This window comes from Paenibacillus ginsengarvi (assembly GCF_003626695.1).
Classification (GTDB): Bacteria; Bacillota; Bacilli; order Paenibacillales; family NBRC-103111; genus Paenibacillus_AB; species Paenibacillus_AB ginsengarvi.
The window spans coordinates 196,005-222,910 of record NZ_RBAH01000010.1 but is presented as its reverse complement, the minus strand read 5'-3'; the positions used below and the strand labels follow the sequence as shown (position 1 = coordinate 222,910).

The 26,906-nt window shown below is 49.2% G+C and carries 19 protein-coding genes and 1 pseudogene; 15 read left to right on the top strand and 5 right to left on the bottom strand.

The features are described 5' to 3' along the window. Positions 1-111 precede the first annotated feature (111 nt). A complete protein-coding gene (locus tag D7M11_RS15885) occupies positions 112-1,098 on the top strand; it encodes an aldo/keto reductase (RefSeq protein ID WP_158606646.1) in 987 nt (328 codons plus the stop codon). Between the two features lies 1 nt (position 1,099). Here the strand turns inward: D7M11_RS15885 and D7M11_RS37750 are convergent, their stop codons facing one another. Continuing rightward, a complete protein-coding gene (locus tag D7M11_RS37750; RefSeq protein ID WP_275671705.1) occupies positions 1,100-1,225 on the bottom strand; it encodes a hypothetical protein in 126 nt (41 codons plus the stop codon). A 133-nt stretch (positions 1,226-1,358) separates the two neighbouring features. On the opposite strand from D7M11_RS37750, the gene D7M11_RS15880 reads away from it, so the two are divergent. After that, on the top strand, positions 1,359-2,030 hold the full coding sequence (locus D7M11_RS15880; RefSeq protein ID WP_240041134.1) for a Bax inhibitor-1/YccA family protein: 672 nt from the start codon (positions 1,359-1,361) through the stop codon (positions 2,028-2,030). Positions 2,031-2,063: 33 nt separating this feature from the next. Here D7M11_RS15880 and D7M11_RS15875 read toward each other — a convergent pair whose 3' ends face one another. Beyond that, entirely contained in the window at positions 2,064-3,047 is a 984-nt protein-coding gene (locus D7M11_RS15875; RefSeq protein ID WP_120748213.1) for a M23 family metallopeptidase, read from the bottom strand. Between the two features lie 484 nt (positions 3,048-3,531). Here D7M11_RS15875 and D7M11_RS15870 point away from each other — a divergent pair, with 484 nt between their 5' ends. From D7M11_RS15870 to D7M11_RS15860, 3 genes are all read left to right on the top strand, one after another. Further along, the gene (locus D7M11_RS15870; protein ID WP_120748212.1) at positions 3,532-4,437 is read left to right on the top strand and encodes a TIGR01777 family oxidoreductase; all 906 of its coding nucleotides are present in this window, start codon (positions 3,532-3,534) and stop codon (positions 4,435-4,437) included. A 106-nt stretch (positions 4,438-4,543) separates the two neighbouring features. Next, positions 4,544-5,827: a Glu/Leu/Phe/Val family dehydrogenase gene (locus tag D7M11_RS15865; RefSeq protein WP_120748211.1), complete on the top strand. Its 1,284-nt coding sequence runs from the start codon at positions 4,544-4,546 to the stop codon at positions 5,825-5,827. Positions 5,828-5,958: 131 nt separating this feature from the next. Further along, positions 5,959-6,795: a hypothetical protein gene (locus tag D7M11_RS15860; RefSeq protein ID WP_120748210.1), complete on the top strand. Its 837-nt coding sequence runs from the start codon at positions 5,959-5,961 to the stop codon at positions 6,793-6,795. 57 nt (positions 6,796-6,852) lie between these two features. Here the strand turns inward: D7M11_RS15860 and D7M11_RS15855 are convergent, their stop codons facing one another. Next, positions 6,853-7,428 carry a hypothetical protein gene (locus D7M11_RS15855; protein ID WP_120748209.1) on the bottom strand — a complete coding sequence of 192 codons (576 nt, stop codon included), beginning with the start codon at positions 7,426-7,428 and terminating at the stop codon, positions 6,853-6,855. A 332-nt stretch (positions 7,429-7,760) separates the two neighbouring features. Here D7M11_RS15855 and D7M11_RS15850 point away from each other — a divergent pair, with 332 nt between their 5' ends. The 9 genes from D7M11_RS15850 to D7M11_RS15810 all read left to right on the top strand — a co-directional run bounded on the left by D7M11_RS15850 (position 7,761) and on the right by D7M11_RS15810 (position 20,421). Beyond that, positions 7,761-8,051, top strand: coding sequence for a YerC/YecD family TrpR-related protein (locus D7M11_RS15850; protein WP_120748208.1), 291 nt, complete (start codon positions 7,761-7,763; stop codon positions 8,049-8,051). A gap of 166 nt (positions 8,052-8,217) precedes the next feature. Then, on the top strand, positions 8,218-9,075 hold the full coding sequence (locus D7M11_RS15845) for a sirohydrochlorin chelatase (protein ID WP_120748207.1): 858 nt from the start codon (positions 8,218-8,220) through the stop codon (positions 9,073-9,075). Continuing rightward, positions 9,054-9,962 carry a diacylglycerol kinase gene (locus tag D7M11_RS15840; RefSeq protein WP_120748206.1) on the top strand — a complete coding sequence of 303 codons (909 nt, stop codon included), beginning with the start codon at positions 9,054-9,056 and terminating at the stop codon, positions 9,960-9,962. The genes D7M11_RS15845 and D7M11_RS15840 overlap by 22 nt, the downstream gene beginning before the upstream one ends. 209 nt (positions 9,963-10,171) lie before the next feature. Beyond that, entirely contained in the window at positions 10,172-11,602 is a 1,431-nt protein-coding gene (gene rlmD / locus D7M11_RS15835; RefSeq protein ID WP_120748205.1) for a 23S rRNA (uracil(1939)-C(5))-methyltransferase RlmD, read from the top strand. A gap of 189 nt (positions 11,603-11,791) precedes the next feature. After that, positions 11,792-13,678 (top strand): ATP-binding protein, encoded by a 1,887-nt coding sequence (locus D7M11_RS15830; RefSeq protein WP_158606645.1) that lies wholly within the window; start codon positions 11,792-11,794, stop codon positions 13,676-13,678. A gap of 135 nt (positions 13,679-13,813) precedes the next feature. Next, entirely contained in the window at positions 13,814-17,773 is a 3,960-nt protein-coding gene (locus D7M11_RS15825; RefSeq protein WP_120748203.1) for a P-loop NTPase, read from the top strand. 281 nt (positions 17,774-18,054) lie between these two features. Next, positions 18,055-18,531, top strand: a complete 477-nt coding sequence (locus D7M11_RS37370; RefSeq protein WP_240041133.1) for a hypothetical protein — start codon at positions 18,055-18,057, stop codon at positions 18,529-18,531. 505 nt (positions 18,532-19,036) lie between these two features. Next, the gene (locus D7M11_RS15815; protein WP_120748202.1) at positions 19,037-19,606 is read left to right on the top strand and encodes an SF0329 family protein; all 570 of its coding nucleotides are present in this window, start codon (positions 19,037-19,039) and stop codon (positions 19,604-19,606) included. Between the two features lie 119 nt (positions 19,607-19,725). Then, positions 19,726-20,421 carry an MBL fold metallo-hydrolase gene (locus D7M11_RS15810; protein ID WP_168928310.1) on the top strand — a complete coding sequence of 232 codons (696 nt, stop codon included), beginning with the start codon at positions 19,726-19,728 and terminating at the stop codon, positions 20,419-20,421. Between the two features lie 81 nt (positions 20,422-20,502). On the opposite strand, the gene D7M11_RS15805 is transcribed toward D7M11_RS15810, so the two are convergent. Together D7M11_RS15805 and D7M11_RS15800 are read right to left on the bottom strand one after the other, a co-directional pair. Further along, the gene (locus D7M11_RS15805; RefSeq protein ID WP_120748201.1) at positions 20,503-21,642 is read right to left on the bottom strand and encodes a response regulator; all 1,140 of its coding nucleotides are present in this window, start codon (positions 21,640-21,642) and stop codon (positions 20,503-20,505) included. After that, the gene (locus tag D7M11_RS15800) at positions 21,623-23,383 is read right to left on the bottom strand and encodes a sensor histidine kinase (RefSeq protein ID WP_120748200.1); all 1,761 of its coding nucleotides are present in this window, start codon (positions 23,381-23,383) and stop codon (positions 21,623-21,625) included. Before D7M11_RS15800 ends, D7M11_RS15805 begins: the two co-directional genes overlap by 20 nt. 209 nt (positions 23,384-23,592) lie before the next feature. On the opposite strand from D7M11_RS15800, the pseudogene D7M11_RS37365 reads away from it, so the two are divergent. Next, positions 23,593-26,906 (top strand): annotated as a pseudogene (locus tag D7M11_RS37365) (hypothetical protein); the annotation flags it as partial.

Below are 26,906 nucleotides of genomic sequence, written 5' to 3'. Positions count from 1 at the left end.
TTTTTGCTGTATGCCGTTTTTTTACGTTGACAATATATGGGGGGACATGCTCCAATAGGAGCAGTTCAAGTTCACTCCATTGTAGGCAGGGGTAAGGGAGATGGGAATAGGATGATTCAACAAACGATACCGGGAACCGATTTACATGCATCGACGATCTGCTTTGGGGCGGCCTCGATCGGCAGCTCGATTAACGAAAGCGACTCGTTCCGGCTCATGGATGCGTTTATCGACCAGGGAGGCAACTTTTTCGACACCGCTTTGAACTATGCGAACTGGAGCTGCCCGATCCCGTCGATCAGCGAGAAAACGATTGGCAAGTGGCTGCGTACGAGGCCGGACCGCGACCGGATCATTGTCGCGACGAAGGGGGCTTGTCCGAAGCCGGAGCGTTTCTTCCGGCTGTCCGCCGAGGAGATCGCCGCAGATCTGCAGGAAAGCTTGACGAATCTACAAACCGACTGCATCGGCTTGTACTGGCTGCATCGCGACGATCCGACCCGTCCCGTGGAGGAAATAGTGGAAACGCTTAACGAGCTGGTTCGGGCAGGGCATATCCGTTTTTTTGGCTGCTCGAACTGGACGCTGGAGCGTTTACAGGAGGCGAAACGTTACGCGGAATCGAAGGGCTTGCAGTCGTTCTGCGCCAATCAGATGATGTGGAGCTTATCGAGCATTGCCAAGGAGAACATTTCCGATGAGACGATCGTGCTCATGGATGAGGCGCTGGGGGCGTATCACGAGGCGGAGCAGCTCGCGGCTATTCCGTTCTCTTCACAGGCCGGCGGTTTCTTCAGCGGGCGTTACCGCCGCGAACAGCCCGCTCCTGAGCGCAAGCGGGAGTTTGTGAAGCAGCACTGGCACGAAACGAATTTCGGCCGGCTGGACCGTGTGCTGGAGCTTGCCGAGCAAACCGGCAAAACGCCGGCTGCGCTTGCGCTGGCCTACTTGATCGCGCATCCGTTCCCCGTCTTTCCGATTATCGGGGCGCGTAATGCCGAGCAGCTCATCGAAAGCTGCGACGCCGGAACGTTTCGCCTGGACGCGGAAGCGGTGCGTTTTCTGAAAGGGGAACGGCAGGAGTCGCCCAAGACGTGAGCTACTCAAACTCGTTGTTTTCGTATTTCTTCCAATGCTTGAGCGCAAACCAGACAGCGACAAGTGCTCCGAGCAGAAGCAGAAGCGACAGCCAGTGAGTCGTTACCAGCCAGACAAACCATTGCATCGCGGTATCACCTCGCGGATTGCGATTTATCGAATCATTTCCCCTAGGATGTCCAACATGGATGGTATGAATTCGGAATCCTATGATATACTAATACCAAATATAGGTACAACCGTAATAGGGAGGTTTTTTCATGGATATGGAACGACAGCAATCCTATACCGGTGAACACCAATCGACGTACAATGCGCCGTTTCACAAGCTGCTGCGCATGTTTACGCTGTCGATACTGGTCTCGTTCATCGGCTCGTTCATCGGCATGTTCATTCCGCCGGCGCTGTTTATTCCGCTAATTATTTTGGAGCTGGTCATGCTCGTAGCCGCCTTCTTCATCCGGCGCAAGGGCAAGGGGATCGGATACGGCTTCGTATACGCGTTTTGTTTAATCAGCGGGATCACCATATTTCCGAGCATTGCCTACTACACATCGGTCGGCGGCCCTTCGCTCGTAACAACGGCGTTTCTGATGACGGGCATCATTTTCAGCGGCTTGACGGCTTATGCGTACTACTCCAAGCGGGATTTCAGCTTTTTGGGTGGATTTTTGACCGTTGGCATTCTCGTATTGATCGGATTTAGTCTGATTGGACTGTTCACGGGCGGTCTTGGCGGGACACTGGGGCTTATTATCGCGGCCTTCGGCGTGCTTGTTTTCTCAGGCTTCATCCTGTACGATATATCCCAGTACAAGGACGGCTTGGCCGATGCAGACATCCCGCTCGCCGTGCTTAATCTGTATTTGAGCTTCATCAACCTGTTCCTTTATTTGCTTCGGCTGCTCGGGATTTTCTCATCCGACGACTGATGGCGATAGGCGTTGAAAGAACCCCTGTACGGCCTAATCGGCCGACGGGGGTTTTGTTTTTGTTCCTTTTTTCGAATCTTGGAGGTAGGGCCGGGGATCGACGGCGGCGCCGTTTTTAAAGATCCCGTAATGCAGATGCGGGCCTGTACTTCGGCCGGTGGAGCCCATTTTGCCGATTAACTCGCCTTTTTTCACGCGATCCCCCTTTGCCACTACCAGTTCGTTCAGGTGCATATATAACGTGCGCAGCCCATTCCCGTGATCGATCAGTACGGAATTGCCTTCGGATTTGTTCCAGCCCGAAGAGAGGACGACTCCATCGGCGGCAGCATAAATCGGGTCGTTCGTACGTCCGGCTATATCCAAGCCGCTGTGAAAGCTGGCCGTCTTCGTAAACGGATCGATTCGCACGCCGAAGTTCGAGGAAACGGTCCGCGAGTCAACCGGCCATATGCTCGGGGTAACCGTTAGTGTATGCTGCAGCTCCTGAGCCTGCTTGTTCGTCTCGGCGAGTGCGCCGGACAAGCTGTCGATCTCGGTGCCGAGCGCAGCGAATTGCTGGCCGGTGCTGGCGACTAGCTTGCGGATGTCGCCCCCGGTTACAGGACTGGAATCCCCGCCCATGCTGGAGCTGGTCGTATCGCTCCCCGCTGCCGAAGATGCCGGCACCGATTGGCCGCCCGTTATGCTGGCGGTTAGCGACTTCATTTCGTTTTCGAGCTTTTTTAGCTCGTCCATTTTGAATTGGATTTCATCGGCCTGCCGGGATAAACGAACCAGATCGTTTTGAAGCTGCCCGATCGTCGTATTTTTCTCATGCACGGTTTGCTCGAACCGGGATGTAATGCCGAGCAGCAATTGGCCGATGCAGAAGGTGATCGCCAGTGATGCCAGCAGGGCGGCGCCGAACGTCATAAGCGACAACGCCCAGCCCGACAGTTTAAATCGGACGACACGGCTGGCCGCGTCAGGGATGACCAGGAATGTAATCCGCTTCTGTAACCATTTCAACTTCATAGATACGCTCCGAATACAAATTTTGTACTGCTACATGCTGTATGTACTTAGCGACCAGATCGATCGTCCTGCGGTTCACCTAAGTACTGTGTGCTGCCAAATGGATGCAAAGCTTAAAAGCTCGTCACCTGCGGCGGCGGGCTTTTTGGCGTTCCGGCGGACAAACGGGGGCGCTGGTCCATAGACTATTCTGGCACCAAAAAGGACATAATAACCAGCATATTCGAAAAAGGAAGGAGCACACCGGATGCATCCCATTATCGGCGCTGCGATCGGCGGAGGTTTATCGGCCTTGATCGATCTTCTGCAATGGCTGCTTTAATCTGTAACCAAGCAATTATCTGAGGGCGGCTGTCCGACCGGAAAGTCATCCCCTCTATTCAATCGAATGTATATAGGCTCCTTGTGGGGCTTTTCTTTTTTTTCGTCGCCCGTCACTCTATGGTAAAATGAGGGAAACGGGCGAAGGACGGTGAGAGGCCGGGTGAAAATCGCGGTATGCGGGGGAACCGGGTTCATCGGAAGCAAACTGATCCGGTATTTGCAATCGTGCGGCGACGAGCTGATACTCGTATCCCGGAAGTCATCCGGCGGTACACTTGATCGGGTGCGGACCGTGAGCTGGGATCAGCTCATGGAGAAGAAGGGATCGTTCGAGGGATTGGACGGCATCGTCAACTTGACGGGGGAGACCATCAACCAGCGCTGGAGCGCGGCGGCAAAACGGCGCGTGCTCGAATCGCGGCTGGAGGCGGCAGCGCGTCTGGCCGAACTTACGGAAGCGCTGGACGAACCGCCGAAGGCGGTCGTGAACGGGTCCGCGGTGGGCGTCTACGCCCCGTCCGAGACGGCCGTATATGACGAGACGACAGGCCAGTTAAGCGCCGTCGATTTTTTGTCCGGTATCGTGCTGGAATGGGAGCGGGCGGCACAAAGCATAAGGTGTGGGCGTCTGGTGCTGCTTCGAACCGGTGTTGTGCTGGCGGGTGACGGCGGCGCGCTTCCGCTTATGGCGCTTCCGTTCAAGCTGGGCGCTGGAGGCAAGGTAGGCAGCGGACGGCAGTGGATGAGCTGGATTCATGCGGACGATATCGTGCGTCTGATCCGCCACTGTATCGAAAACGCGGAGGTGCAAGGGCCGGTCAATGCGACCGCGCCGAATCCGGTTACGAACGAGACGTTTGGGAGAGCGCTTGCCCAGACGCTCCGCAGACCTTTTCTAATCCCGGCACCGGCATTTGCGCTGCGTCTCGTGCTGGGAGAGATGGCGGATATGCTGCTGACCGGGCAAAACGCCGTGCCTGTCAAAGCGCTGGAGAGCGGCTTCGCATTCCGCTATCCGACCGTGGATAAAGCGCTGCAAGCTATTTATACCCGGAACTTGTCCTAAATTGGCGGTTTATGCACCTTGACACCCCGTGTAAGGTATTGTTAACTGGAGTAAGGTCTAGCGGAAATACAGGTTGCATACATTAACTGGAAGCCAGGTGAAGCAGATGAGTGGGAACAAACGGATTTTGGTGGGGGCGGGAACGGCTCCTTTAAGCGAGGGCGTGCTGGCCTCGACCCAGAAGGTCATACATGAAGCGCTCGAGCGTCTCGGCTACGGCGAAAGCTACTTCGAACTGTTGAAGGAGCCGCTGCGGCTGCTGACGGTTCGTATTCCGGTACGGATGGACGACGGCCAAGTGAAGGTGTTTACCGGATACCGCGCCCAGCATACGGATGCCGTAGGACCGACGAAGGGCGGCATTCGTTTTCACCCGAGCGTTACGGCGGAGGAAGTATCGGCGCTGTCGCTCTGGATGACGCTGAAATGCGGCATTTTCGATCTGCCGTACGGCGGGGGCAAAGGCGGTATCATCTGCGATCCGCGGACGATGTCGCTCGGCGAGGTGGAGCGTCTCGCGCGCGGTTATGTGCGGGCGATCAGCCAGATCGTCGGCCCGAACAAAGACATCCCGGCTCCCGATGTGTATACAAACGCTCAAATTATGGCCTGGATGCTCGACGAATACAGCCGTATCCGCGAGTACGATTCGCCCGGCTTCATTACGGGCAAGCCGCTTGTGATCGGCGGCTCGCAAGGACGCGACAAGGCGACCTCGCTCGGCGTGGCGATCGCGCTTCGCGAAACGGCGGCTCAGCAGGGCATGGCGCTCAAGGGGCTGAAGGTGTGCATCCAGGGTTTTGGCAACGTAGGCAGCCATTTGGCGGAAATTCTCGATCAATGGGGCGCGATCGTCGTCGGCATCAGCGACGTGCACGGCGGCATCTACGACGAGAAGGGGCTTGACGTTCAGTATTTGCTCGATCGCCGGGACTCGTTCGGCAGCGTAACGAACCTGTTCAGCAAACGGCTGACGACCGCCGAATTCCTCGCGCTTCCTTGCGATGTGCTCGTACCGGCTGCGCTGGAGAACCAGATCACGATGGACAATGTCGATTCGGTGCAAGCGAAGCTGGTCATCGAGGCGGCCAACGGTCCGACGTCGCTCGAAGCGTCAGACAAGCTGCACGAGCGCGGCGTGCTAGTGCTGCCGGACGTGCTTGCCAATGCCGGAGGCGTTACGGTGTCGTACTTCGAATGGGTGCAGAACAACCAGGGCTATTACTGGACGGAAGAGGAAGTCAATAGCCGTCTGGAAACGAAAATGGTCGATTCGGTGCAAAAGGTGCTCGGACTGGCGAAAAGCCGCGGAGTTACGCCGCGCCTTGCCGCTTACATGGTCGGCGTGCAAAAATATGCCGAGGCCAGCAGGCTGAGAGGCTGGGTTTAATAAATAAGTTTGTCGGTAGACAGTCATCGGGAGCATCGCATCAGCAGATTGCCTGCTTGCGATGCTCTTTTTGCGACAGCGGGGCAGGCTTCATCTGCGGCTGCACGGAGCGGAATCGAGGGGGCGGGGATATGGGAGAGATGCACGTTCCAACTTGGTATTACCAGCAGTACGATGCGGACTTTGCGCTTGACGTGCCGGCGGAAGGATTCGGGGGATGGAGGACGAGTGTGCTTCCGATGTCTCTGGATACAACGGCACTGATCGTTATGCATGCGTGGGATTGCGGTACAAGGGAGCAGTATGCCGGGTGGCATCGGGTTGTGGAATACATTCCGCGCTCGTACGACATATGCGATCGGGTGATGCCCGGGCTGCTTACCGCCGCCAGGTCGGCCGGAATGACGGTTTACCATGTGGTTCGGCCGGGGAGCGGCTATTTCCGCGACTATCCGGGCTATGAGCGAGCCGTGCGTCTGGCCGGTCCGGAGCAGCCGAAGACACGCCGGGTCGAGTATGACGAGACGTTCCGCCGGTTGTCGGCGTTTCGCGCGGCGTCCGTATTCCCGGGCGACCACAACCGCGCGGATATCGCCGCCGGCCAAAGCCGGATGGATTTTCCCGCTGCGGCCCGGCCTGCCAAGGATGAGGGCATCGCCGAATCTTCGGCGCAGCTCCATGCTTTGTGTAGAGCGGATGGGATTAACCATCTCGTCTACGCCGGATTCGCGATTAACGGTTGTCTGCAGACGTCGCCGGGAGGTATGGTCGATATGCAGCGCGAAGGCTATATGTGCTCGGCGATCCGCCAGGCGGTGACGGCGATCGAGAACAAGGAGACGGCCCGTGCGGAGACCGCCAAAGAAATTGCCCTGTGGCAGGTTGCACTGCTGTACGGCTTCGTTTACGATGCGGGCGATCTGGCGGCCGCGCTGAACGCCCATACCGGCCCTGCTGCGGCTCCATGACAAAACGGCCCGCCTCTCTGTGAGGCGGGCTTACTGCTTGTGTGGCGATCGGAACGATTACCAGTAAGGGTCTCGGCGTTTCGCTTTTTGGGGCTGGTGGATATAGATCGTAGAACGGGTCCGGGCCTTTCTCCGGGCCTTGCCTCTACGCCGCCGTCTCCGCCTGCGTCTGCGCGGGCGGCTCCACTTCTCTTCGTCTGCTTCGTCGTCCGCGGCTTTTTTGCCGGGCAGCATCGTCATCAGCAGTTTGATCATCGGCTGCATCTGCTGGATGTTGCTGACGATTTTCTGCACCTTGCCGACGGCGGACACAATGCCGTCAATGCCGCCCATCCGGTCGACGAACGACTTGATATCCTTCAGGTTGAAGTTGCTGAGCAGTCCGCCGGCGCCACCGCCACTACTGCCGCCACCCGCCGCCCCACCGCCGCCAAACAGCGAAGTGGAGGGAGCGCTGGGCAAATTTTGTCCGTATTGCGGGGGGATGTAGGAGTATTCCGCAGGAAATCCGCTTTGTCCGGCCCCGGGCTGTGCGCCGAATTCCCGGTAATCCGAAGCGTTCCGAGCATATGGATAGTGCGGACTCCGCTGGTTTTGTCCATCCCGCCGAGCTGGCCATTGATAGGGATTCACGAGGGCTCACATTCCTTCTTTTTGGGAATATACGATACTGTATGTGGTAGGCGAATGATTGGATTGGACGAATGCCCGGTATACCCGCGTCCAGTTCGGGGATTCGCCCTGCCAGGCTGCAAAATGGGCGCCGGCAAAAGCGGAAGGAAACCTTTTAGTCCTGTAATGCATAGAAATTTTAACGTTTCGCAATTGTAAAGGAAGGAATGCGGCTTCTTATGTCGAAACAGGTAAGTAAGTATGCTTAACGAAATAATCACCTGGCTTCCAGAAAAAGAAGTTACTTTATTTCGATAAGCATCCTAAGTCAGTGAAATAGGGGTTGAGTTTACGTGCAATTAAAGAAGTTAAACGATAAATCGATTGACCAGCTTTTCGAGGCGGTTTTGACGCTGAAATCGGTGGAAGAGTGTTATATTTTTTTCGACGATCTGTGCACGGTCAACGAAATTCAGTCTTTGTCCCAGCGGCTTGAAGTAGCCCGCATGCTCGGCAAAGGCAGCACCTACAACCAGATCGAGGCGGAAACGGGAGCCAGCACGGCGACGATCTCCCGCGTGAAGCGCTGTTTGAACTACGGCAACGACGGTTATAAAATGGCATTGGACCGGCTCGGGCGCTAGGCAGCGTCGTATTCTGGCCGCCCGGCGAGAGGCGGCTTACGGGAATCCTGCTCCTGCATGGGAGCGGGATTTTTGTGCTTGTCCACGCGGGCTTAATGGACCGAATTGACTTTCGGGAGCGGTTTCGATAGCATGAGAATGAATGTTGGCAGAAAGGGTGTCCCGGATGAGCAAAGCAGGCGTGCTGATCATTAGCCATGGCTCCCGCAGCGCGGAGTGGATTCGTCTGATCGACCGGGCTGTCGCCGCTGTCGCCGTTCCGCCGGCCTGGGACGGGCCGGTTCCTGTCGTCTCTTCGTTTCTGGAGCTTGTGGAGGGACGGCTGATTCAGGACGGGATTGATGCTCTGGAGGCGCAGGGAGTCACGGACATCGTTGTAGTGCCGCTGTTCGTCTCGTACGGGAGTACGCATGTGGACGAAATCCGCTACGCGTTGGGCGATTTACCGGAGCCGTCGTTCGACTCGGATCTGAAGCCGTTTCGTCTGCAGGGGGCCGTGCATATGTGCCCGCCGCTGGATGACGACCCTGTCGTGGCGGATATGGTGTACGATCATTTGTGCGGCGTAACCGGCAGTCCACAGCGGCAAAACGTAGTGCTTATCGGTCACGGCAGCGAGCTTCCGCAGTTTTATGCCAGATGGAAAAGCGGCATGGGACGCGTTGCCGAACGCCTTCAGCGGCTGGGCGGGTATGCCGGGGTACGAACGGCGCTGCTGCTCCCGGACGAAGCGCGAAACGTTGTCGCCCTATGGCAGGAGGAAGAACCGGATCGCGATATTGTGATCGCGCCGCTTTTTTTGAGCTCGGGCTATTTTACGAATACGGTCATTCCGCAGCGGCTGGCCGGACTTCGCTACCTATATAACGGCAAAGCGCTGCTGCCCCATCCGTCCGTCTCCCGGTGGATCGAGCGGCAGGCGGCGGAAAAGCTGAGGAACCTGGAGAAGATGGAGCAAAAGCCATACCGCAGAGAAACGATGCCAGATGGGGGAGTAGGGCGATGGCGAAACGCGCCAGATTGATCTACAATCCGACCTCAGGTCGGGAAGAGATGAAGCGGAGATTGCCGGAAATATTGCAGCGGCTGGAGCATGGGGGCTTCGAGACATCAACCCACGCGACGATTGGGGAGGGAGATGCCGCCCTAGCTGCCGCGGATGCGGTGGACCGGGGTTTCGACGCCATTATCGCGGCAGGCGGCGACGGCACGCTGTACGAAGTCATCAACGGCATGGCGGAGAAGCCGGACCGTCCTCCGCTCGGCATCCTGCCGCTCGGGACGACGAACGATTTTGCCCGGGCGCTTGGCATTCCGAAGCATTGGGAGTACGCAATCGACCTTATCTTGCAGAAGCATACGCGGTATATCGACGTTGGCAAAGTCAACCAGCGTTACTTCATTAATATTGCCGGCGGCGGCTCGATGACGGAGCTTACATACGAGGTGCCGAGTAAGCTCAAGACGGTGCTGGGGCAGCTGGCTTATTATATGAAAGGGCTGGAGAAACTGCCGAGGCTGCGGCCGACGGAGCTCGTTTTCCAGTCGGAGGAAATGCTCGTCCATGAGGAAGTGATGATGTTCCTCATCTGCAACAGCAACTCGGTAGGCGGCTTCGAGAGGCTGGCGCCGGATGCGAGTCTGAGCGACGGACTGCTCGATGTGTTTATTTTGCGCAAATGCAATTTGCCCGAATTTATCCGCATCGTCTCCTCGGCGCTGCGCGGCGAGCATATGAACGACCCGCATGTGATCCATTTCAAAACGCGGCATATTCAAGTGACGTCTCCGGATTACGTGCAGCTCAATTTGGACGGCGAATTCGGCGGTACGCTGCCGTGTACGATATCCGTGCTGCCGGATCATTTGCGTATTTTTGTGGACGAGTCGGGAACGTCGACTTATAAATAAAGAGCTTTTATGGATGGGATTTACCGTCTTAACCGACGACCAAGGCCTGTGGAATTTGGGGAGTGGTCGTTAACAAGGCTGTAAGTTAACCTCGTAAAGCTCCTAGGTAACGGAGTGTGTAATTCGTGGCAAACCGATACGGCCGCAGCGGCCGAACGAAACAAAAAGGCTCGTCTGGCGGCGCTTCCCGTGGAGGACGTACGGGCGGTATGGGCGGTACGACGGCAGCAGCGATTTCCGCGCCTGTAGCGCGGGAGGAGTTGGTAGTTGCCGATGTGGTCGGCATTGGGCATGAGGGCGAAGGGGTAGGCCGGGTTAACGGCTTTACCCTTTTTATTCGCGGCGCCTTGCCGGGCGAACGGGTGCGGGCAAGAGTGACCGGCCTCAAGAAGCAGTACGGCTTTGCCGAGCTGCTCGAGGTGCTGGAGCCGAGTCCGGATCGCGTGGAGCCGCCATGCCCGGTGTACGACGAATGCGGCGGCTGCCAGCTTCAGCATCTCGGCTACGAGGCGCAGCTGCGGCTGAAGCGGCAACTGGTGGCGGACAACATGGAGCGGATCGGGAAGCTCCGGGTAGCCGCAGGGACGCAAACCGGCGAAGGGGAAGCAGAAGGCGTAATCGTGCATCCGACCATCGGGATGCCGGACCCGTGGCGGTACCGCAACAAAGTGCAGGTACCGATAGGGGAGCAGGAGGGCGGCCTCGCCTTCGGGTTTTATGCGACGGGCAGCCACCGTATTGTGGACAGCGAACAATGTCTGATCCGCAGCGAAACGGCAGACGAGCTCGTTAGCCTCATTAAACAAATGGCCGCCGAAGCAGGCATTCCCGCCTACGATGCGGAGAAGCGGCAAAATGGCCTGCGGCATGTCATCATCAAAACCGGATTTCACACCGGCGAGACGATGGTCGTGCTCGTCACCGATAATGCACGGCTGCCGGGAGCGGAGCAGCTCGCGAAGCGCATCGCGGAAGCCGTCCCTGGCGTGAAGAGCATCTGCCATAACGTGAACGACGGCCCGCCCGGAACGGTTATGGGACCGCGAACGTCCGTGCTGTGGGGAAGCGACCGGATTTACGATACGATCGGCGATGTGCGGTTTGCCATCTCCGCGAATTCGTTTTACCAGGTGAATCCAGTTCAGACCGAAGCGCTGTACGGCAAAGCGCTGGAGTATGCCGGACTAACCGGCGGCGAAACGGTCATCGACGCCTATTGCGGCGTCGGCACGATCTCGCTTTTCCTCGCGCAGCGAGCGAAGCGCGTCTACGGCGTCGAGCTCGTCCCCGAAGCGATCGAGGACGCCCGCCGCAACGCGGAGCTGAACGGCATCGCGAACGCCACGTTCGAGGCGGGGCCGGCGGAGACCGTCATCCCGCGCTGGCGGGAGGAGGGCATCCGCGCCGACGTTATCGTCGTCGACCCGCCGCGCAAAGGCTGCGACGCCACCCTGCTCGAGACGATCGTCGCGATGCGTCCGCAGCGCGTCGTCTACGTCTCGTGCAACCCGTCGACGCTGGCCCGCGATCTGCGCGTGCTCGAGGACGGTGGCTTCCGCACCGTAGAGGTGCAGCCGGTGGATATGTTTCCTTGGACTGGGCATGTAGAGTGCTGTGTGTTGCTCGTGAGAACGAAGTGATGTAGAGCCACATTTACCAATTCGATAAACACAAGCGCTTTGTCGCTTGTGTTTTTATTTTTTTAGCGTACAAATTTTTTTTATAGCTCTTCATACGTGAAGATGGGTATTTATTACTACTCTGGAAGGAGGGAACAGGTCATATTTTGGCGAATATTTACATGAATGTCCCATTTGGAGGTGTCCAACGTGAAATTAAAGAGAGTCATTATAAAAAATTTTAGATCATATAAAGAGGAAATTCAAATTCCTTTTGATAATTTTACAACGTTTATAGGAAGAAATGATGTAGGTAAATCAACAATTTTAGAAGCCCTAGAAATATTCTTTAACAACAGCACTGTCAAGATTGAGCAATCTGATGCATGTGTCTACAGCACTACTAAAGAGGTTGTTATAGGTTGCATCTTTTCAGATTTGCCTAGTCAGGTTGTCTTGGATTCGCAGACCCCAACTGATTTTGCTCAGGAAAACTTGCTTAATCAAAATGGAGAGCTTGAAATCCATAAGGTGTACAATTGTAATTTGAAAACTCCTAAAGAAATGGTGTTTTCTTTCGCTTTTCACCCTTCATCGAATGAAACAAAAGATCTGATAAAGTTAAAAAATGCTGAACTCAAAAGCCGTGCACAAGCGCTTGGAATAGATCTAGGGAATATTGATCAGCGTTCTAACCCAACACTTCGTCAAGCAATTAGAAATCATGTGGGTAATTTGCAGTTAGAAGAACAGATGGTTCCCTTAAATGAAGAGAATGCTAAAGCTGTATGGGAAAGTATTGTGAAGTTCCTGCCACAATATGCACTATTTCAGGCTGATCGTCCGAGTAATGATGAAGATTCTGAAGTCCAGGATCCTATGAAATATGCAATAAGTGAGGCCATTAAGACAGTTGAAGCAGACCTACTGCGGATAAAAGAAACTGTACATAGTCAGGTGCTTGCCGTCGCATCAAGAACACTTGATAAGTTGAGACAAATGGATCCAGCTTTGGCGAATGAGCTAGCCCCTCGTTTTAAATCAGAACCGAAATGGGAAGGATTATTCAAATTGTCGTTGACAAGTGATGATCAGATACCCATAAATAAACGGGGGAGTGGTGTTCGAAGACTTATCTTACTAAACTTTTTTCGTGCTGAAGTCGAACGCAAGCAGCTAGGGTTAAGTTCTTCTGGGATCATATACGCCATTGAGGAACCTGAAACAGCTCAACACCCGAATAATCAAAAAATGTTGGTAGAGGCGCTGACTCAACTTTCGCAAACTGATAATTGTCAAGTCATTGTTACAACTCATGTACCTGGTCTTGCTGGATTACTTAATGTAGAACAACTACGATTCATAGAAGCTCTTACAGATGGAAATAGAAAAATCACATATGAAGATGTCGGTGTATATAAAAGGATTGCTGATCAATTAGGAGTTTTGCCGGATAGCCGGATTAAAGTATTTATTTGTGTTGAAGGGCCACACGATGTTCGGTTTTTAAATATTATTAGTAAAATTCTGCACAAAGTTAATCCACTTTTTCCGGATATTGAGAATGATCCTAGAATAGCGATGTTTCATTTGGGCGGCAGCACACTAAAGGATTGGGTATCATCAAATTATTTAAGTGGGCTTGGGATACCAGAGATCCACATTTATGATCGGGATGAGGGTACACAGCCAAAATATTTAGAACAATGTAATATTGTCAATCGTAGGCGTAATCGTTCGAAAGCTTTTATTACCGAAAAAAGAGAGATGGAGAATTACCTTCATCCTGCCGCTATAAAGGAAGTGTATGAATTAGATATTTCTTTCTCCGAAATGGACGATGTTCCTACTTTAATAGCAAGAGCCCTGCAAGATCGAGGTTCAGAGCAGCCATGGGAAGAACTTTCTGAAGAGAAAAGGAAAAAGAAAGTTTCAAGAGCAAAAGCCAGACTAAATACAGAAGTCGCTTCAAGGATGACCTATGAAAGGCTATGCGAGATGGATGCATGTAAGGAAGTTGAAACTTGGCTTGGGGCAATTAGTGTGCTTCTAACGCTCCAAGATGCCCACGACATGGCGGCACCTGCGGGAGAGTAAAGAGGTATAAGTGTACCATTTTTTTGTTCTAATTTTGGAGTTATATTTGAGCTTTTTTTGAACCGCTTTAAGAACACCGAATATCAGAACAAATTTTAAAGCCTGTGAAATTGTCATTTAAATGAGGGATAATTTATGGGGAAAAAGAAAACGTCAAAAAAGAAAAAAGAAGTCATAAAACCAATTAGAGCTTCTATCGAGCAATTAGAACAATCTCGTACTGGTGGACAAATTGCTCTTTCAGGTTTTAGCTATCAATTTTTGTATTCTTGCTACTTAATTTTGTCGGAATCTAATGAAAACACAACTTTTCACCTTGAAGGAATAGAGGATATCGATCACTACAAATGTGAGGTTTCTTCTAAAGGTAGCACTCATATTCAACTAAAATATTCCACCCAAAAGCAAGATGCGAGTTTCCTAAAAGATGTTTTGAAAAATTTTTTAGAAGCTTATTTGTTTGATGCCAGTCATAATTTTAAGCTAGTTTATGATTTTTCTATAGCTAAAGGAAACTTAAGTAAAATCTTTGACAACAGTTTAGATGAAAGTTCTACTAAGTACTGGAAAGGAATAGTCCAAGATATTAAAACTGAAAACTCCAATTGGAATTGGATGGGATATTCCTTTGATAGCTTTATAAAAAAACTTAGTTTTGAAAAACAAAATAAAAATGATCTCTCTGAAAAAATTGAGAAGTTGTTAATTGAAAAATACGATATTACAACTGGAAATATTGCTTTGTTTGCTAATGGTATAAAATTATGCTGCCTCGAGAAAATGGAACGAAGAGAAAGTATCAATCAACAACAATTAAATACAATAATTCAGAGCATTAAAGATGATATAAGTAAAGGCTCTGAGAATCGTGCTCATAGCTGGATTAAGAAGTTAGATTTTAATATTTCGAGCTGTGAAAATGATTTCAGCTACTATGAAGGAAAGAAGGCTACACCACAAGATATCGTAATGCAATTGCCTGTTAGACGCATAAATACAGAAAAGGAAATTGAAGAATCTATTCAAAATAATAGAGTTACAGTTATTAAAGCATCTAGCGGACAAGGTAAAACTACCATGGCTCTACAAGTTGCTTTTAATTTGTGTAGTGAGTATGCAATTTATCAGCTTGTGTGGTGTAATGATTCAAAAGAATTAGACAATATCGTCCAGTATTTTAAATCAAGAGTGAAACTAGGGGAAAAACCATTAATTGTTATTGACAATTTAGATTCACAAACAGGTGAGTGGAATAGATTAGCCCAACTTTTACAGGAAGAAGTTTCATATCACTACAAACTTCTGCTTACTACACGAGAAGATGATTGGTATAACTACAGTGGCAATTTAAGTAATGTAAGATCTTTGCAAATTGTTAAACTGGTACTTAACGAGCAAGAAGCAAAAAGTATTTTTGAGGTGCTGCAAAAATCCCAAAAACTTCATCAAGCTATAACAGACTGGAGAAGTTCCTGGACAAAAGTTTCCGATAAAAAACTTTTAATTGAATATGTGTATCTTCTTACACATGGTGAAATGATTTCGGAGAGGATTGCTCATCAAATCTCTCAAATTAACAAAACGGATTACGGAAGAATAAAATGCGAAATTCTTCGAAAAGTTTGCTTTGCAGATATTTGCGGAATAAAAGTTCCTGTTAGTAAGCTAGTCGGAAGTATACTAGAAACAACAAATCGCGATTATGGTGATCTATTAAAAAGTGTTGAAAATGAATTTTTAATCCGCGTTAATACAACAGAAAAATATGTAGAAGGATTACACCCCGTACGTTCCCAACACATTGTTGATAAGTTGCACGAATATGCAGAAATAAGTGATACAGCTCTTCAAGTAGTTAAAATAACAGATGTTACATACTTACCAAAGCTATTTTCAAACCTCCCTCACCTAATTACAAACAAGAAGAATTTTTACTCTAATATTATTGAGATTCTTTGGGATGCAAATAATATGTCACCATATGTATTGGCACTAAAAGGCTTGCTTTCTGGAGGTGTCACGCAATACTATGTGCAAAATCAATCCGCATTTGATGATGCTAATAACCATGGTGGACTTTACCTTTTGTCTACGGATCTAAATCCATTTACACAATTTGAAGAGTTTGAATTCTCAGTGCAAACCCTGAGCGAATTAATAAAAATAACTCCTGATAACGCAAACATTAAATATTTATGTGACCTTAGGGATTCCGTTCCGAAAATCGTATTGTCGGAAACAGATCTTTACTATTTTTGCGAGGAATTATTTACTAAGCTAAAAACTATAAATCTTAATGAACTTATTGATGACATTCCTTCTTATGCAAGTATTGCGTACTGGTTACTTAATATTGATCGGAAATTTAATCTATCAAAAAACATTTCATTGGAAGCTATATGGGCAGCTAAAGAGAACTACACAATCAACGATATATCTAGCATTATGTATACTTGCTTTTGCGGCGACAAGGAGACGTATACTTCATTTGTGAAAGACAATTTGCAGAAGATAATGACTTACCTGAAGAAGGTTACTACATCTTTGAACCTGTTTTTAAGTGAAGATGGGAATAAAATCCATGTTGAATATATACTTTTGCCGAGTGAAACTCGAAAAGGGAACGAGGAAAGCGTTTCTAGATTAATGGTAATCTGCAAAACCCTTCCTATATTTGAAGTATACTGTGCTGATGCAATCAAGCCTACACTTGATATTATTTCTGGATATAATATCCCTGATGATGCACATAAGGCTATGCCACTTCGAAACATAATAATAGTGTTTCATCAAGAATTCGCATCATTATGGGATAAAACAATAATGAGCAATTATGAGTGCGACAGTATATTGGAATGGCTAAATCGTTGGTTTACTGTTCGAAGGAATATTGCAACATTATCTGAAGAGTGTACAGCGAGTATCTGTAAACTACTTGAAGGTAAACCATTGGGTAATCTCGCAACTGAAATAGATAACCTACGAACAGAAATAAACAAAGAACTCATTAGAGAGTATAGTTACCCTCATCAAGACAGACCTTTTGAAGAAAAAGCTGTTCTCCCTAAGGGGTTCAGTAAAGTCAAAGCGGATTATTTTGGAGGTATACAAAATTTTTGTAATCAGCTAGTCAAATTCTTACTACGCGATCCAGAGCAAAGTAGGTTAGCTATGATCAATTTGACAATAGCACACAGTTCATTGCATAGCATGCAAAAATACTTTGGAGCCATTGTTGATGAGCATGGAATGTTATTACATGAACATAACGAATTATGTGTGATCGAAGAACGAAGTCTGCAGTTCCTTATCATTACATGTGAATACTTTAAAGAGCACATGCCCAGCAAATATTTCAATAAATATGCGATAAAGTCTTGGTATAGCAAAAAATATAACGATTTGATGATTGATTCTAAAACAGCACTGAATGGTTTGTCAGAGGACTTTTTGCTTACTTACCCAGTAAAATATTATAATGATGGCATATTAAAATTTTACCCTATAATTGTTGACAATCTAGATATAACAAATCCTGAAGTGCTTATGAATTTTTTATACCTATGCACCCCCATTGCTTCTATGGACTACAGTTATTTAGTTATAGCTAACAAAAATAAACAAAGCCAAATTATTCACAACGGATTCAGGGTTCCAATTCAGTTTTTGAAAGACCTTAAAGTTGCTGTTGACACAGAAGACGAAGAATTGATACAGAGTTTATCACCGCCATTTCCTGAAGAAATAGCAAAACAATTTTTAGACTGCTTTGAACAGAAATATGAATTATTCATTCCCGCTCGCTCTGAGTACGAAGGAGTGGACAGCATCTTAGAATTACTATGGGCATATTCTAGATCTAGAAAAGAATTGACTGCTGACTCCGATTCAAAATATCTGTCATCTATTGAGAGTGATTTAAAGGAAAAGATAATTAGCTTGCTAAAAAAAATCGAAAATCAAATGCCGTATAATGACTTTTGTGAGTTAACACAAATTTGTGATGATACATTTAAGGGCAGTACATTTGACGATAATAAGTTAAACGCATTCAATAAAAAATTAATCACAAGAGTTCTTGAGCAAGTTAACTAGAAGAGCTCATCGTATGAGACGAAGAGGTCAGGGGTTCATTGACCTAAGCTTCATATCCAATGCCGAACAACACTTACGTAGTTAGAGTTGTCTAAAAATTTGACAAAACACAACAAAGGGCTTAGGTATCCCATTATTATGTTTAACTCTATGTGTTGACTCTGTTTATTTCGACTCATGGAAGCGGTATGTTCCTTGATTTATAAGGGTGTAACCCCCCAATAAACCCGTGCTAAAAATCCAAGCCGTGATAAAATCGGGGAAGGGACGAATGGAGAACGGTGAAAACCGAGATCCATCAAGCCTTTCCCCTGTTTTTCTATCAAGATTATTCAGATTATATTAAAGTCGCGACAAAAAAAGTTGAAGAAAAATTGGGGAAATGGCTGTTTTGTAGCAGGATTTTATTTATACGGGCAACGGTGGAATACGGGTTGAAGTTCCACATAAATGAGGGAATTGGTAATTTGAAACAGCCTCTCCTATGTTATAATGAGTTATCAAGTGACAATGGAGGGATAATGATGATCTCCAAAAAAATGGATCCGCAAGCCGCGAGTGCGATAAAATCCATCCTTCAAAAACTCAACATAAATAACCCTCGTGTATTCATTGACCTTGAAAAGCAAACGGTGGAAGCTCAAGAAGACGACTATTCCGTTGATGATCTTTTGGAAGCGGCCGGTACTTTAACGCCTGAACGAGGGAAAGAGCTTCTTGAAGAAGTCAACAAATCACGTAGGGAATGGAATGCATGAGTAAAGGGTATCTCCTGGACACGAATATTGCGATTGCGATTCTTACTAATGAGAGTAACGTTAATTGGATATCCCACGATTAAATATAGATTCAAATTAAGCTTTCGTCTCCTATCATCTGGACGGCATAATGAGACGATAAAAGTGCAGCCCGGGAAAGTATCCATTGACCCCAGAGGCTGCTCTTTGTTCATTCATGGCAATGATAAGGATGACAAGATACTTGCTCTGTAGCCGAGAAGCCGCTATCAAAGCAAGGATATTGCAAGGGACCCGATACTCAAGTCCTATAGAGAGCGTTTGTTGATTTATAAGGGTTTTAAGTGAGTGGTTAGGGGAGTTGAGGACGAAATGGGGATGCGAGCGATTCGCGTCCCCATCGTTATTAGATGAGCCGGATAAGGAGCATTTAGTTCGTCATTTGGGTAGGAATCATAATTCCTTATATACGGACTGAATGGATAAAATTTAAAAAGATCAAAAACACAATAACAAGGAGGAGCACATGTCCTGGAGCAAATTGAAACAAAATCTGCATAGCTTTCTTTGTCCTGCGTTAGAGGGAAGGGTCGAATACAGTGCAACCAGCTACCGTTATGTACCTGATAAAGCGGGGATTTGTTATATTACAGTAGATAAAAAGAACGTACTCCAGATGAGTGATACAGCTAACTTCATCAGATGGTATCAGACGGAGCTGGAAATTAAGAATGATCCGGATATTCAAATCCCTATCAGCCATGAAGAGATTGAAGCAGTCAGAAAAGAGACCAAGGGGAACGTTCCCGAGGATCGTCTAAAAGTAATTGTGAGAAATAGAAAAATAACGGTGCACGCAAAGGAGCTTTTGGCGGCACAGTCAGCATTAAGTAAATCCAATTTTACCGTTGTGGCTGCTAAGTTTTTAACTATTTCTATAGAGGAAAGCTTGGAGAGCGATGATATCTTATTGAATATTTTGGCATTGGTGGACAGACGAATCGGAAAAAAGCGGATTCTAACCATATCCGAGAAGATGAAGGTAAAGCATCCGGCTGTGCAGTATTTTTATGAACTGCGGCGCAGCACGTTATGACAGGGCGAAACAGCCATTCTTCTAATAAAAAACAAATAGAATAATGGTCAACTGCTTATGTAAACTTCCGATAAAGTATGCTTAGGCTAAGATATGAATATAGCAGGAGGATTTATTTCATGGAGTTGAGGCGGCTAACAGACCGTGTTTTTTATACGATGTTCAGTAAAGAGTCCGATCGGCCAGTTCTTGGGTATATACAGGGGCAAAAGCGTTCTATAATGGTGGATTCGGGCAATTCTAAAAATCATGTTGAAATGTTTAACGAAGCTGTGCGCAAGGAAGGATTCCGAAAGCCGGACGTCATTGCGATTACGCATTGGCACTGGGATCATACTTTTGGGATGCATGCAGTGGAAGGAGTAACCGTAACCCACAAAAAAACGAATGACAAGTTAGCGGAAATCGCTAAGTGGGAATGGACAGATTCTGAAATGAAAAAGAGACTGGCAGAAGAGGTTGAGATTGAATTTGCAGATACTTGTATTCGTCAAGAGTATCCTTTGCTATCGGAAATACGAGTAGTGACATCCGATATCTCCTTCAGCGGCTCTATGGAAATCGATTTAGGAGGCCTTGTTGCCGAATTGCATCACGTAGCCTCGCCGCATAGTGACGATTCGGTTTGCATATTCGTACCTCAAGAAAGGGTATTATTTATTAGCGATGCGGTTGGGGTGGATTATTATAATAATTGCTACTTGGATAAAGATCAATTGCGTTCTTTACTTACGGCGATCGAAGGATTTGATTTTGATACTTGCGTAGTAGGACATGCCGAACCAGTCAGTAAACAAAAAAAGTTACCATCATGAATTCTCTTCTGGAACGTTAAGTCACGTTTTACTTGTAGAACCCTAGACTTTGTCGGCTAGGGTTCTACGTTTATATTGCGATTAAGTCTTCGGTGATGGCTCTGTAAAGGTGTACTGACCGTACCACTCGGCTAGCTCTGCCGAAGGTTGAATATGGAGTTCTTGCTTCAACAGTGCTTCATATTGCTTATATTGCAAGTGGAGGGCCCGCCAGTCTTTCAAAGCGGCAAACCCGTGCATAAGCAGCCTATTCGCTTCTTCATCCAATTCATTGCGCCGCACCAGCTTTTTGGCAATTTGAACGGCCTGATGAATCCGATTATTTTCGAACAGCCACTTTACCAGACGTTTGGCAAACGACTCGTACAAATCGCTGAGCCGCTCGCGCTCGGCAAGCGACCACCCGTAAGGTTTGTCTTCGAACAAATCGCCTGTATACATGCTCTCGGCGGCAAGCGCGGCCTCTTCATTGCTTTCATCAATGGTGGGGAAACCGGACAATCGCTCTTCGAATTGTATAAAATCGACCTGGATTTGCTCCAGGCTCATCTGATATTGTTCACGATCGGAGACAAGTATCGCCTTCATTCCGTGTGTAGACAACGTCTTACGCAGCTGGTATAGCGCAGTATTGAGATACAGCTCGGAATTTTTCCCTTCTCTGTCATGGAAGATATCTTCCAGAATACGGGTCTTGGCCGCACGATTCCCGCGACAGAGCAATAAATATGCGAACAACTCCTGACTTTTGCGGGACATCCATTTCAAGGAGTCTCCTTGCTCGCTGCTAATTTGCAATCCTCCCAAGCTTGCAACCGACAATCGTTTTGGACTGTCCACGATACTGGAACTGAGCTTTTCCGCTCGCCCTCTCACCGCTCTTGCAACGGTTTCTTCCAAACGCTTCATAGAAATAGGCTTTACAATATAGTCCAATGGATAAGCACCAAAAGCATCAAGCGCAAACTCCTTATGGGAAGTCACGAACACAATATCCAAATCGGCATGATTCTTCCGCAGTTCAAGGGCTAATGTCAACCCGCTGTCTTCCGCGATCTTGATATCGATAAAGGCAAGATCCACGTCATGCTGTGCGACAAACGCAACCGCCTCTGCACTGCTGCGTACCATCCCAACGACGACCACGCCCTCTATTCGCGACAGCAGCTGGCTGAGTGCCGTCAACATCGCCCGTTCGTCATCAATTAGCAATACTTTCATCGTTGTCCCTTTCCGAGCTTGCAGTGCCAAGCGTAAAGTAAAAAACAGTTTTCTGGCGCGGCACACTCTCCACCCAAATCTGTCCGCCGCTCATCCGTACGAATTGTTGGCAGACTTGCAGTCCCAGTCCGGTGCCTCTCTCTCCGGCAGTCCCTGTTGTGGATACGAGTCTCAGCGGATCGAACAATTCCCGCACCCGATCTTCTCCCATACCCACACCATGGTCGCAAACCGATACGATCACCTGCCCGGCCTTCGTTTCAGCGCTAACCAGAACGGTCCCGCCTCGCTCGGAAAATTTGACCGCATTCGTCATCAGATTCCGAACGATCAAATTGACCGCTTCTCTATCCGCGTATACTGCAATGCCGCTGTCGATTTCTATATGTATAGCGATTTGCTTCGCTTCGCTTTTAATCCGCAGTGTGTAGCAAACTTCCTCAACCACATCTACCAGTCTTAACCGCTGGGGCTGCAGCAGCATGCCTTCCTTTTGGCTGCGAAACCATTCCAGCAAATTTTCGATCATCCCGAACGTATTTTGAATTTGCCCGCTTAAGGCATCGATCACTTCCTGATGATTGCTTTTAAACATCGTTTTATCCGCTTCGAGCACTTCAATCAAGCTAGCCTGGACGGCTAACGGATTCCGGATATCATGGGAAACGATCGCAAACAAATGGTCTTTTAGCTGATTGAGCTTCACGATCTGCTCCATCTGCTTTTGCTTTTCTGTAATGTCGAACAATACGGATACGGTTCCTTGTCCAACCCTTTCCCGGGAAGCCAGCGGATACACTTTAACCGAATAAACTCGGGTTTCCCCGTTCACTCGTGCATCGATCTCCATATCGCACGCTTCCATTCGCTCGCAGGCGCGTTGCCATCCCGGCCACTTGGCCAACAATTTGCCGATTGGCTGCCCGGCAATCGGACCTGCTTCTGACCGCGCAAATAAGGGGTCAACATAAGCATTGCTATCGATAACGCTTCCTCTGTGATTGACAATGAGTATCCCTTCCTCCATCGTCTCCACCACAATATTTCTGGCAAGCGGCACGACCGAGAACATCCGGTAACGGATCACAACCCACAGCATGGTCATTCCCAGAAATCCGCAATACACCGAGATAGGGAGCAGCCACGGCGTGAAGCCGGAATAGAAGGACTTGGCCACTTCCGTCGCTGCGGGGATACAGCCGCACAGCACCAACCAGATGCCGGGCTTGCGAAGCTCGGGACGAACGCGCCGCAGATAAACGAACAAATAAAAAACGCAGACCGCAATCATCAGATAACAGATAATATTGAACGCGATCGAATAGACCGTTTTGCTTACTTCCAAATGTCCTTGGTCCAGCTCTATATTCCAGAACAGCAGATGGTGATACGGATTCGTCCATAGAAGCAAGGACCAAAGCGCGAAGACCGAAAGGATCTGCATCATCCGAAGCGGACGCAAGTATTCGTCTTTCCCGAACAGGGCCAGTACAAAGAAAATGACCGTAGGTACGACAAACAACAAGCTGGTTTGTTCCATATTTCGAAACAGCATTTTAGACGATAAACTTTCGCTGTTGATTTCCATAATGACACTTCCGGCGTAAATCACACGGCAAACCATCACCCAGGCAAAATATCGGATGCCCCGTTCCTGCCTATACAGAAAGGCGTAGTATAAAAACGCGACCATTAAAAAAATGGAAACCAGCATGACCACATTGGATAACGTTACACTCATAGCTGCGAAATTCTCCTTCAGCAATCTCCCCTCTACTACTGATCATATCCTATATGTAAAAATCTTTCACTATAACTGGCCGACATTGGTTCTTTCATAGTTCTTTTATAGTTCTTTCGCAGTTCTTTTATAGCCGTTTGTTATACTGGTTTTTGCCAAAAAGCTGGGATGATTTTGCATTGGGCTATAGGGAAGGAAGGGAGAACAAGATGAGAGAATCAACTTTAATCGTAAAAAAATTAATGCTTGGTCTACTAGCGGTTATCCTTATCGCAAGTCCGTTATTTATTCCGGGGAACGCTCGTGCCGCACCAGATGACCCCGTATTTGTTTCTGTTACTTCCGAAGATCCGACTTCATTTGCGTTGGATCAGGAGGGTCAGATTTGGGCATGGGGGGAGTATAGCAACCAATTTGGCCAATATGGTGACGGAACAACAGTACCTTCCGTACTCCCCAAACAAGTTCAAGTGATGAACGGCAGTACCCTGGTTAAATTTAAAAAAGTAAAGCCGGGGACTAATCACTCCGTTGCATTGGACGTAAACGGGAATATCTGGACGACTGGAGACGATGAACACGGACAATTAGGCAACGGGCCTTCAGGCAGTTCTCTTACATGGGGAAGAATATCTGTCCCAGGTAAAACCTTTATAGATATAGCAGTAAAAAGCGATGCTTCTTACGCTTTGGACAGCAATGGTTTCCTATGGGCATGGGGGGCTAATACAACATCAACGCCCCAAGTACCAACCCTACAGAATGTGGAGAAGGATGGAACTACTTATACATTCAAATCCATTTATGGGCATATTCAAATCATTATGGCGATTGATTCAGAGGATCAGTTATGGTACATCAATGAAACAGAATTTGATCCTAAAAGATATCCGCCGATAGCAGGCGTCGGTTACAAATCTGTTTCTATTGGCTCCGGATCAAGTGAAGGGGGGCCTTTTGGTTTGGTTCTCGATATATACGGTAACGTATGGGGCTTTGGAGCCAATGACAAAGGGCAACTTGGACACGGGCTTTCTCCAGATTTCAAATATAATCAAGTCCCGATTCCGATTAAGGACGGCAGCAATCCGATTAAATTTGCTCAAATTTCCGCAGGGTATACTCACTCGCTGGGGATAGATGTTAACGGGAAAATGTGGGTTTGGGGAGTAAATGACAAGGGACAACTGGGCGACGGTTCAACCACGAGTACGTCTTATGCAAAGACATATAGTGTCTCTTCTTTCGAGGGAGGTATTCTTCGTTTGATAGCCTTCACATTTTTGGAGGGGGGATTTGGCAAATCGTATGCCCTGGATCAAGATGGAAAGCTGTGGCACTGGGGAGACGGAATATTAAAGCCCGTAAAGCTCGGTTTGGCAGTAAGTGCGGCGAAGGAAATTACCGGCTTCAGCTTCACGGCGCCGTCTGCTGCTGGAACAATAAACGAAGCAGCCGGTACAATCACGGTTAATGTGCCTTACGGAACAGACGTTACTGCATTAACACCAACGATTACGCATACGGGGGCAAGTATTTCGCCGAACAGCGGCGTGGCGCGGAATTTTACCAACCCGGTGATGTACACGGTGAGCGCAGCGGATGGAAGCACGAAGAGCTACACGGTAACGGTGAATGTGGCCGCTAGCTCGACGAAGGAAATCACCGGCTTCAGCTTCGCTAGCCCGGCAGTGACGGGAACGGTGAACGAGGCGAGTCGTACGATAAGCGTCACGGTTCCCTATGGAACGGACGTCACGTCGCTGACGCCGACGATTGCGCACACGGGAGCGAGCATTTCGCCGAACAGCGGCGTGTCGCGCAATTTCACCAACCCGGTGATGTATACGGTGAGTGCGGCGGATGGAAGCACGAAGAGCTACGCCGTAACAGTGAATGTGGCAGCTAGCCCGATGAAGGAAATCACGGGATTCAGCTTCGTAAGCCCGGCAGTAACGGGAACAGTGAACGAGGCGAGTCGTACGATAAGCGTCACGGTTCCCTATGGAACGGACGTCACGTCGCTGACGCCAACAATTACGCATACGGGTGCGAGCATCTCGCCGAACAGTGGAGTGTCGCGGAATTTTACCAACCCGGTGATGTATACGGTGAGTGCGGCGGATGGAAGCACGAAGAGCTACACCGTAACGGTGAACGTGGCCGCAAGCCCGACGAAGGAAATCACCGGCTTCAGCTTCGCAAACCCGGCAGTGACGGGAACGGTGAACGAGGCGAGTCGTACGATAAGCGTCACGGTTCCCTATGGAACGGACGTCACGTCGCTGACGCCGACGATTGCGCACACGGGAGCGAGCATTTGGCCGAACAGCGGCGTGTCGCGCAATTTCACCAACCCGGTGATGTATACGGTGAGTGCGGCGGATGGAAGCACGAAGAGCTACACCGTAACAGTGAATGTGGCAGCTAGCCCGATGAAGGAAATCACGGGATTCAGCTTCGTAAGCCCGGCAGTGACGGGAACAGTGAACGAGGCGAGTCGTACGATAAGCGTCACGGTTCCCTATGGAACGGACGTCACGTCGCTGACGCCAACAATTACGCATACGGGTGCGAGCATCTCGCCGAACAGTGGAGTGTCGCGGAATTTTACCAACCCGGTGATGTATACGGTGAGTGCGGCGGATGGAAGCACGAAGAGCTACACCGTAACGGTGAACGTGGCCGCAAGCCCGACGAAGGAAATCACAGCATTCAGCTTTGCTACACCGGCTGTTGTCGGTACGGTGGACGAGGGAAGCGGTACGATTACTGTCAACGTACCGTATGGCACGAATGTCACGTCGCTGACGCCGACGATTACGCATACAGGAGCAAGTATTTCGCCGAACAGCGGAGTGGCGCGGGACTTCACCAATCCGGTGACCTACACGGTGACCGCAGCGGATAACTCTACGAAGAGTTACAGTGTAACCGTGAATGTGGCAGCGAACCCGGCGAAGGCGATCACAGCATTCAGCTTTGCTACACCGGCTGTTGTCGGTATGGTGAACGAGGGAAGCGGTACGATCACCGTAAACGTACCGTATGGCACGAATGTCACCTCGTTGACGCCGACAATTACGCATACAGGTGCTAGCATCTCGCCGAACAGTGGAGTTGCACGGGATTTCACCAATCCGGTGACGTATACGGTAACCGCAGCGGATAACTCCACGAAGAGTTACAGCGTAACGGTAAATGTGGCAGCAAACCCGGCGAAGGCGATCACGGCGTTCAGCTTCGCTACACCGGCTGCTACGGGTACGGTGGACGAGGGAAGCGGTACGATCACCGTAAACGTACCGTATGGCACGAATGTCACCTCGTTGACGCCGACCATTACGCATACAGGTGCTAGCGTCTCGCCAGGAAGCGGAGTGGCGAGGGACTTTACCAATCCGGTGACCTACACGGTGACCGCAGCGGATAACTCTACGAAGAGTTACAGTGTAACCGTGAATGTAGCAGCGAACCCGGCGAAGGCGATCACAGCATTCAGCTTTGCTACACCGGCTGTTGT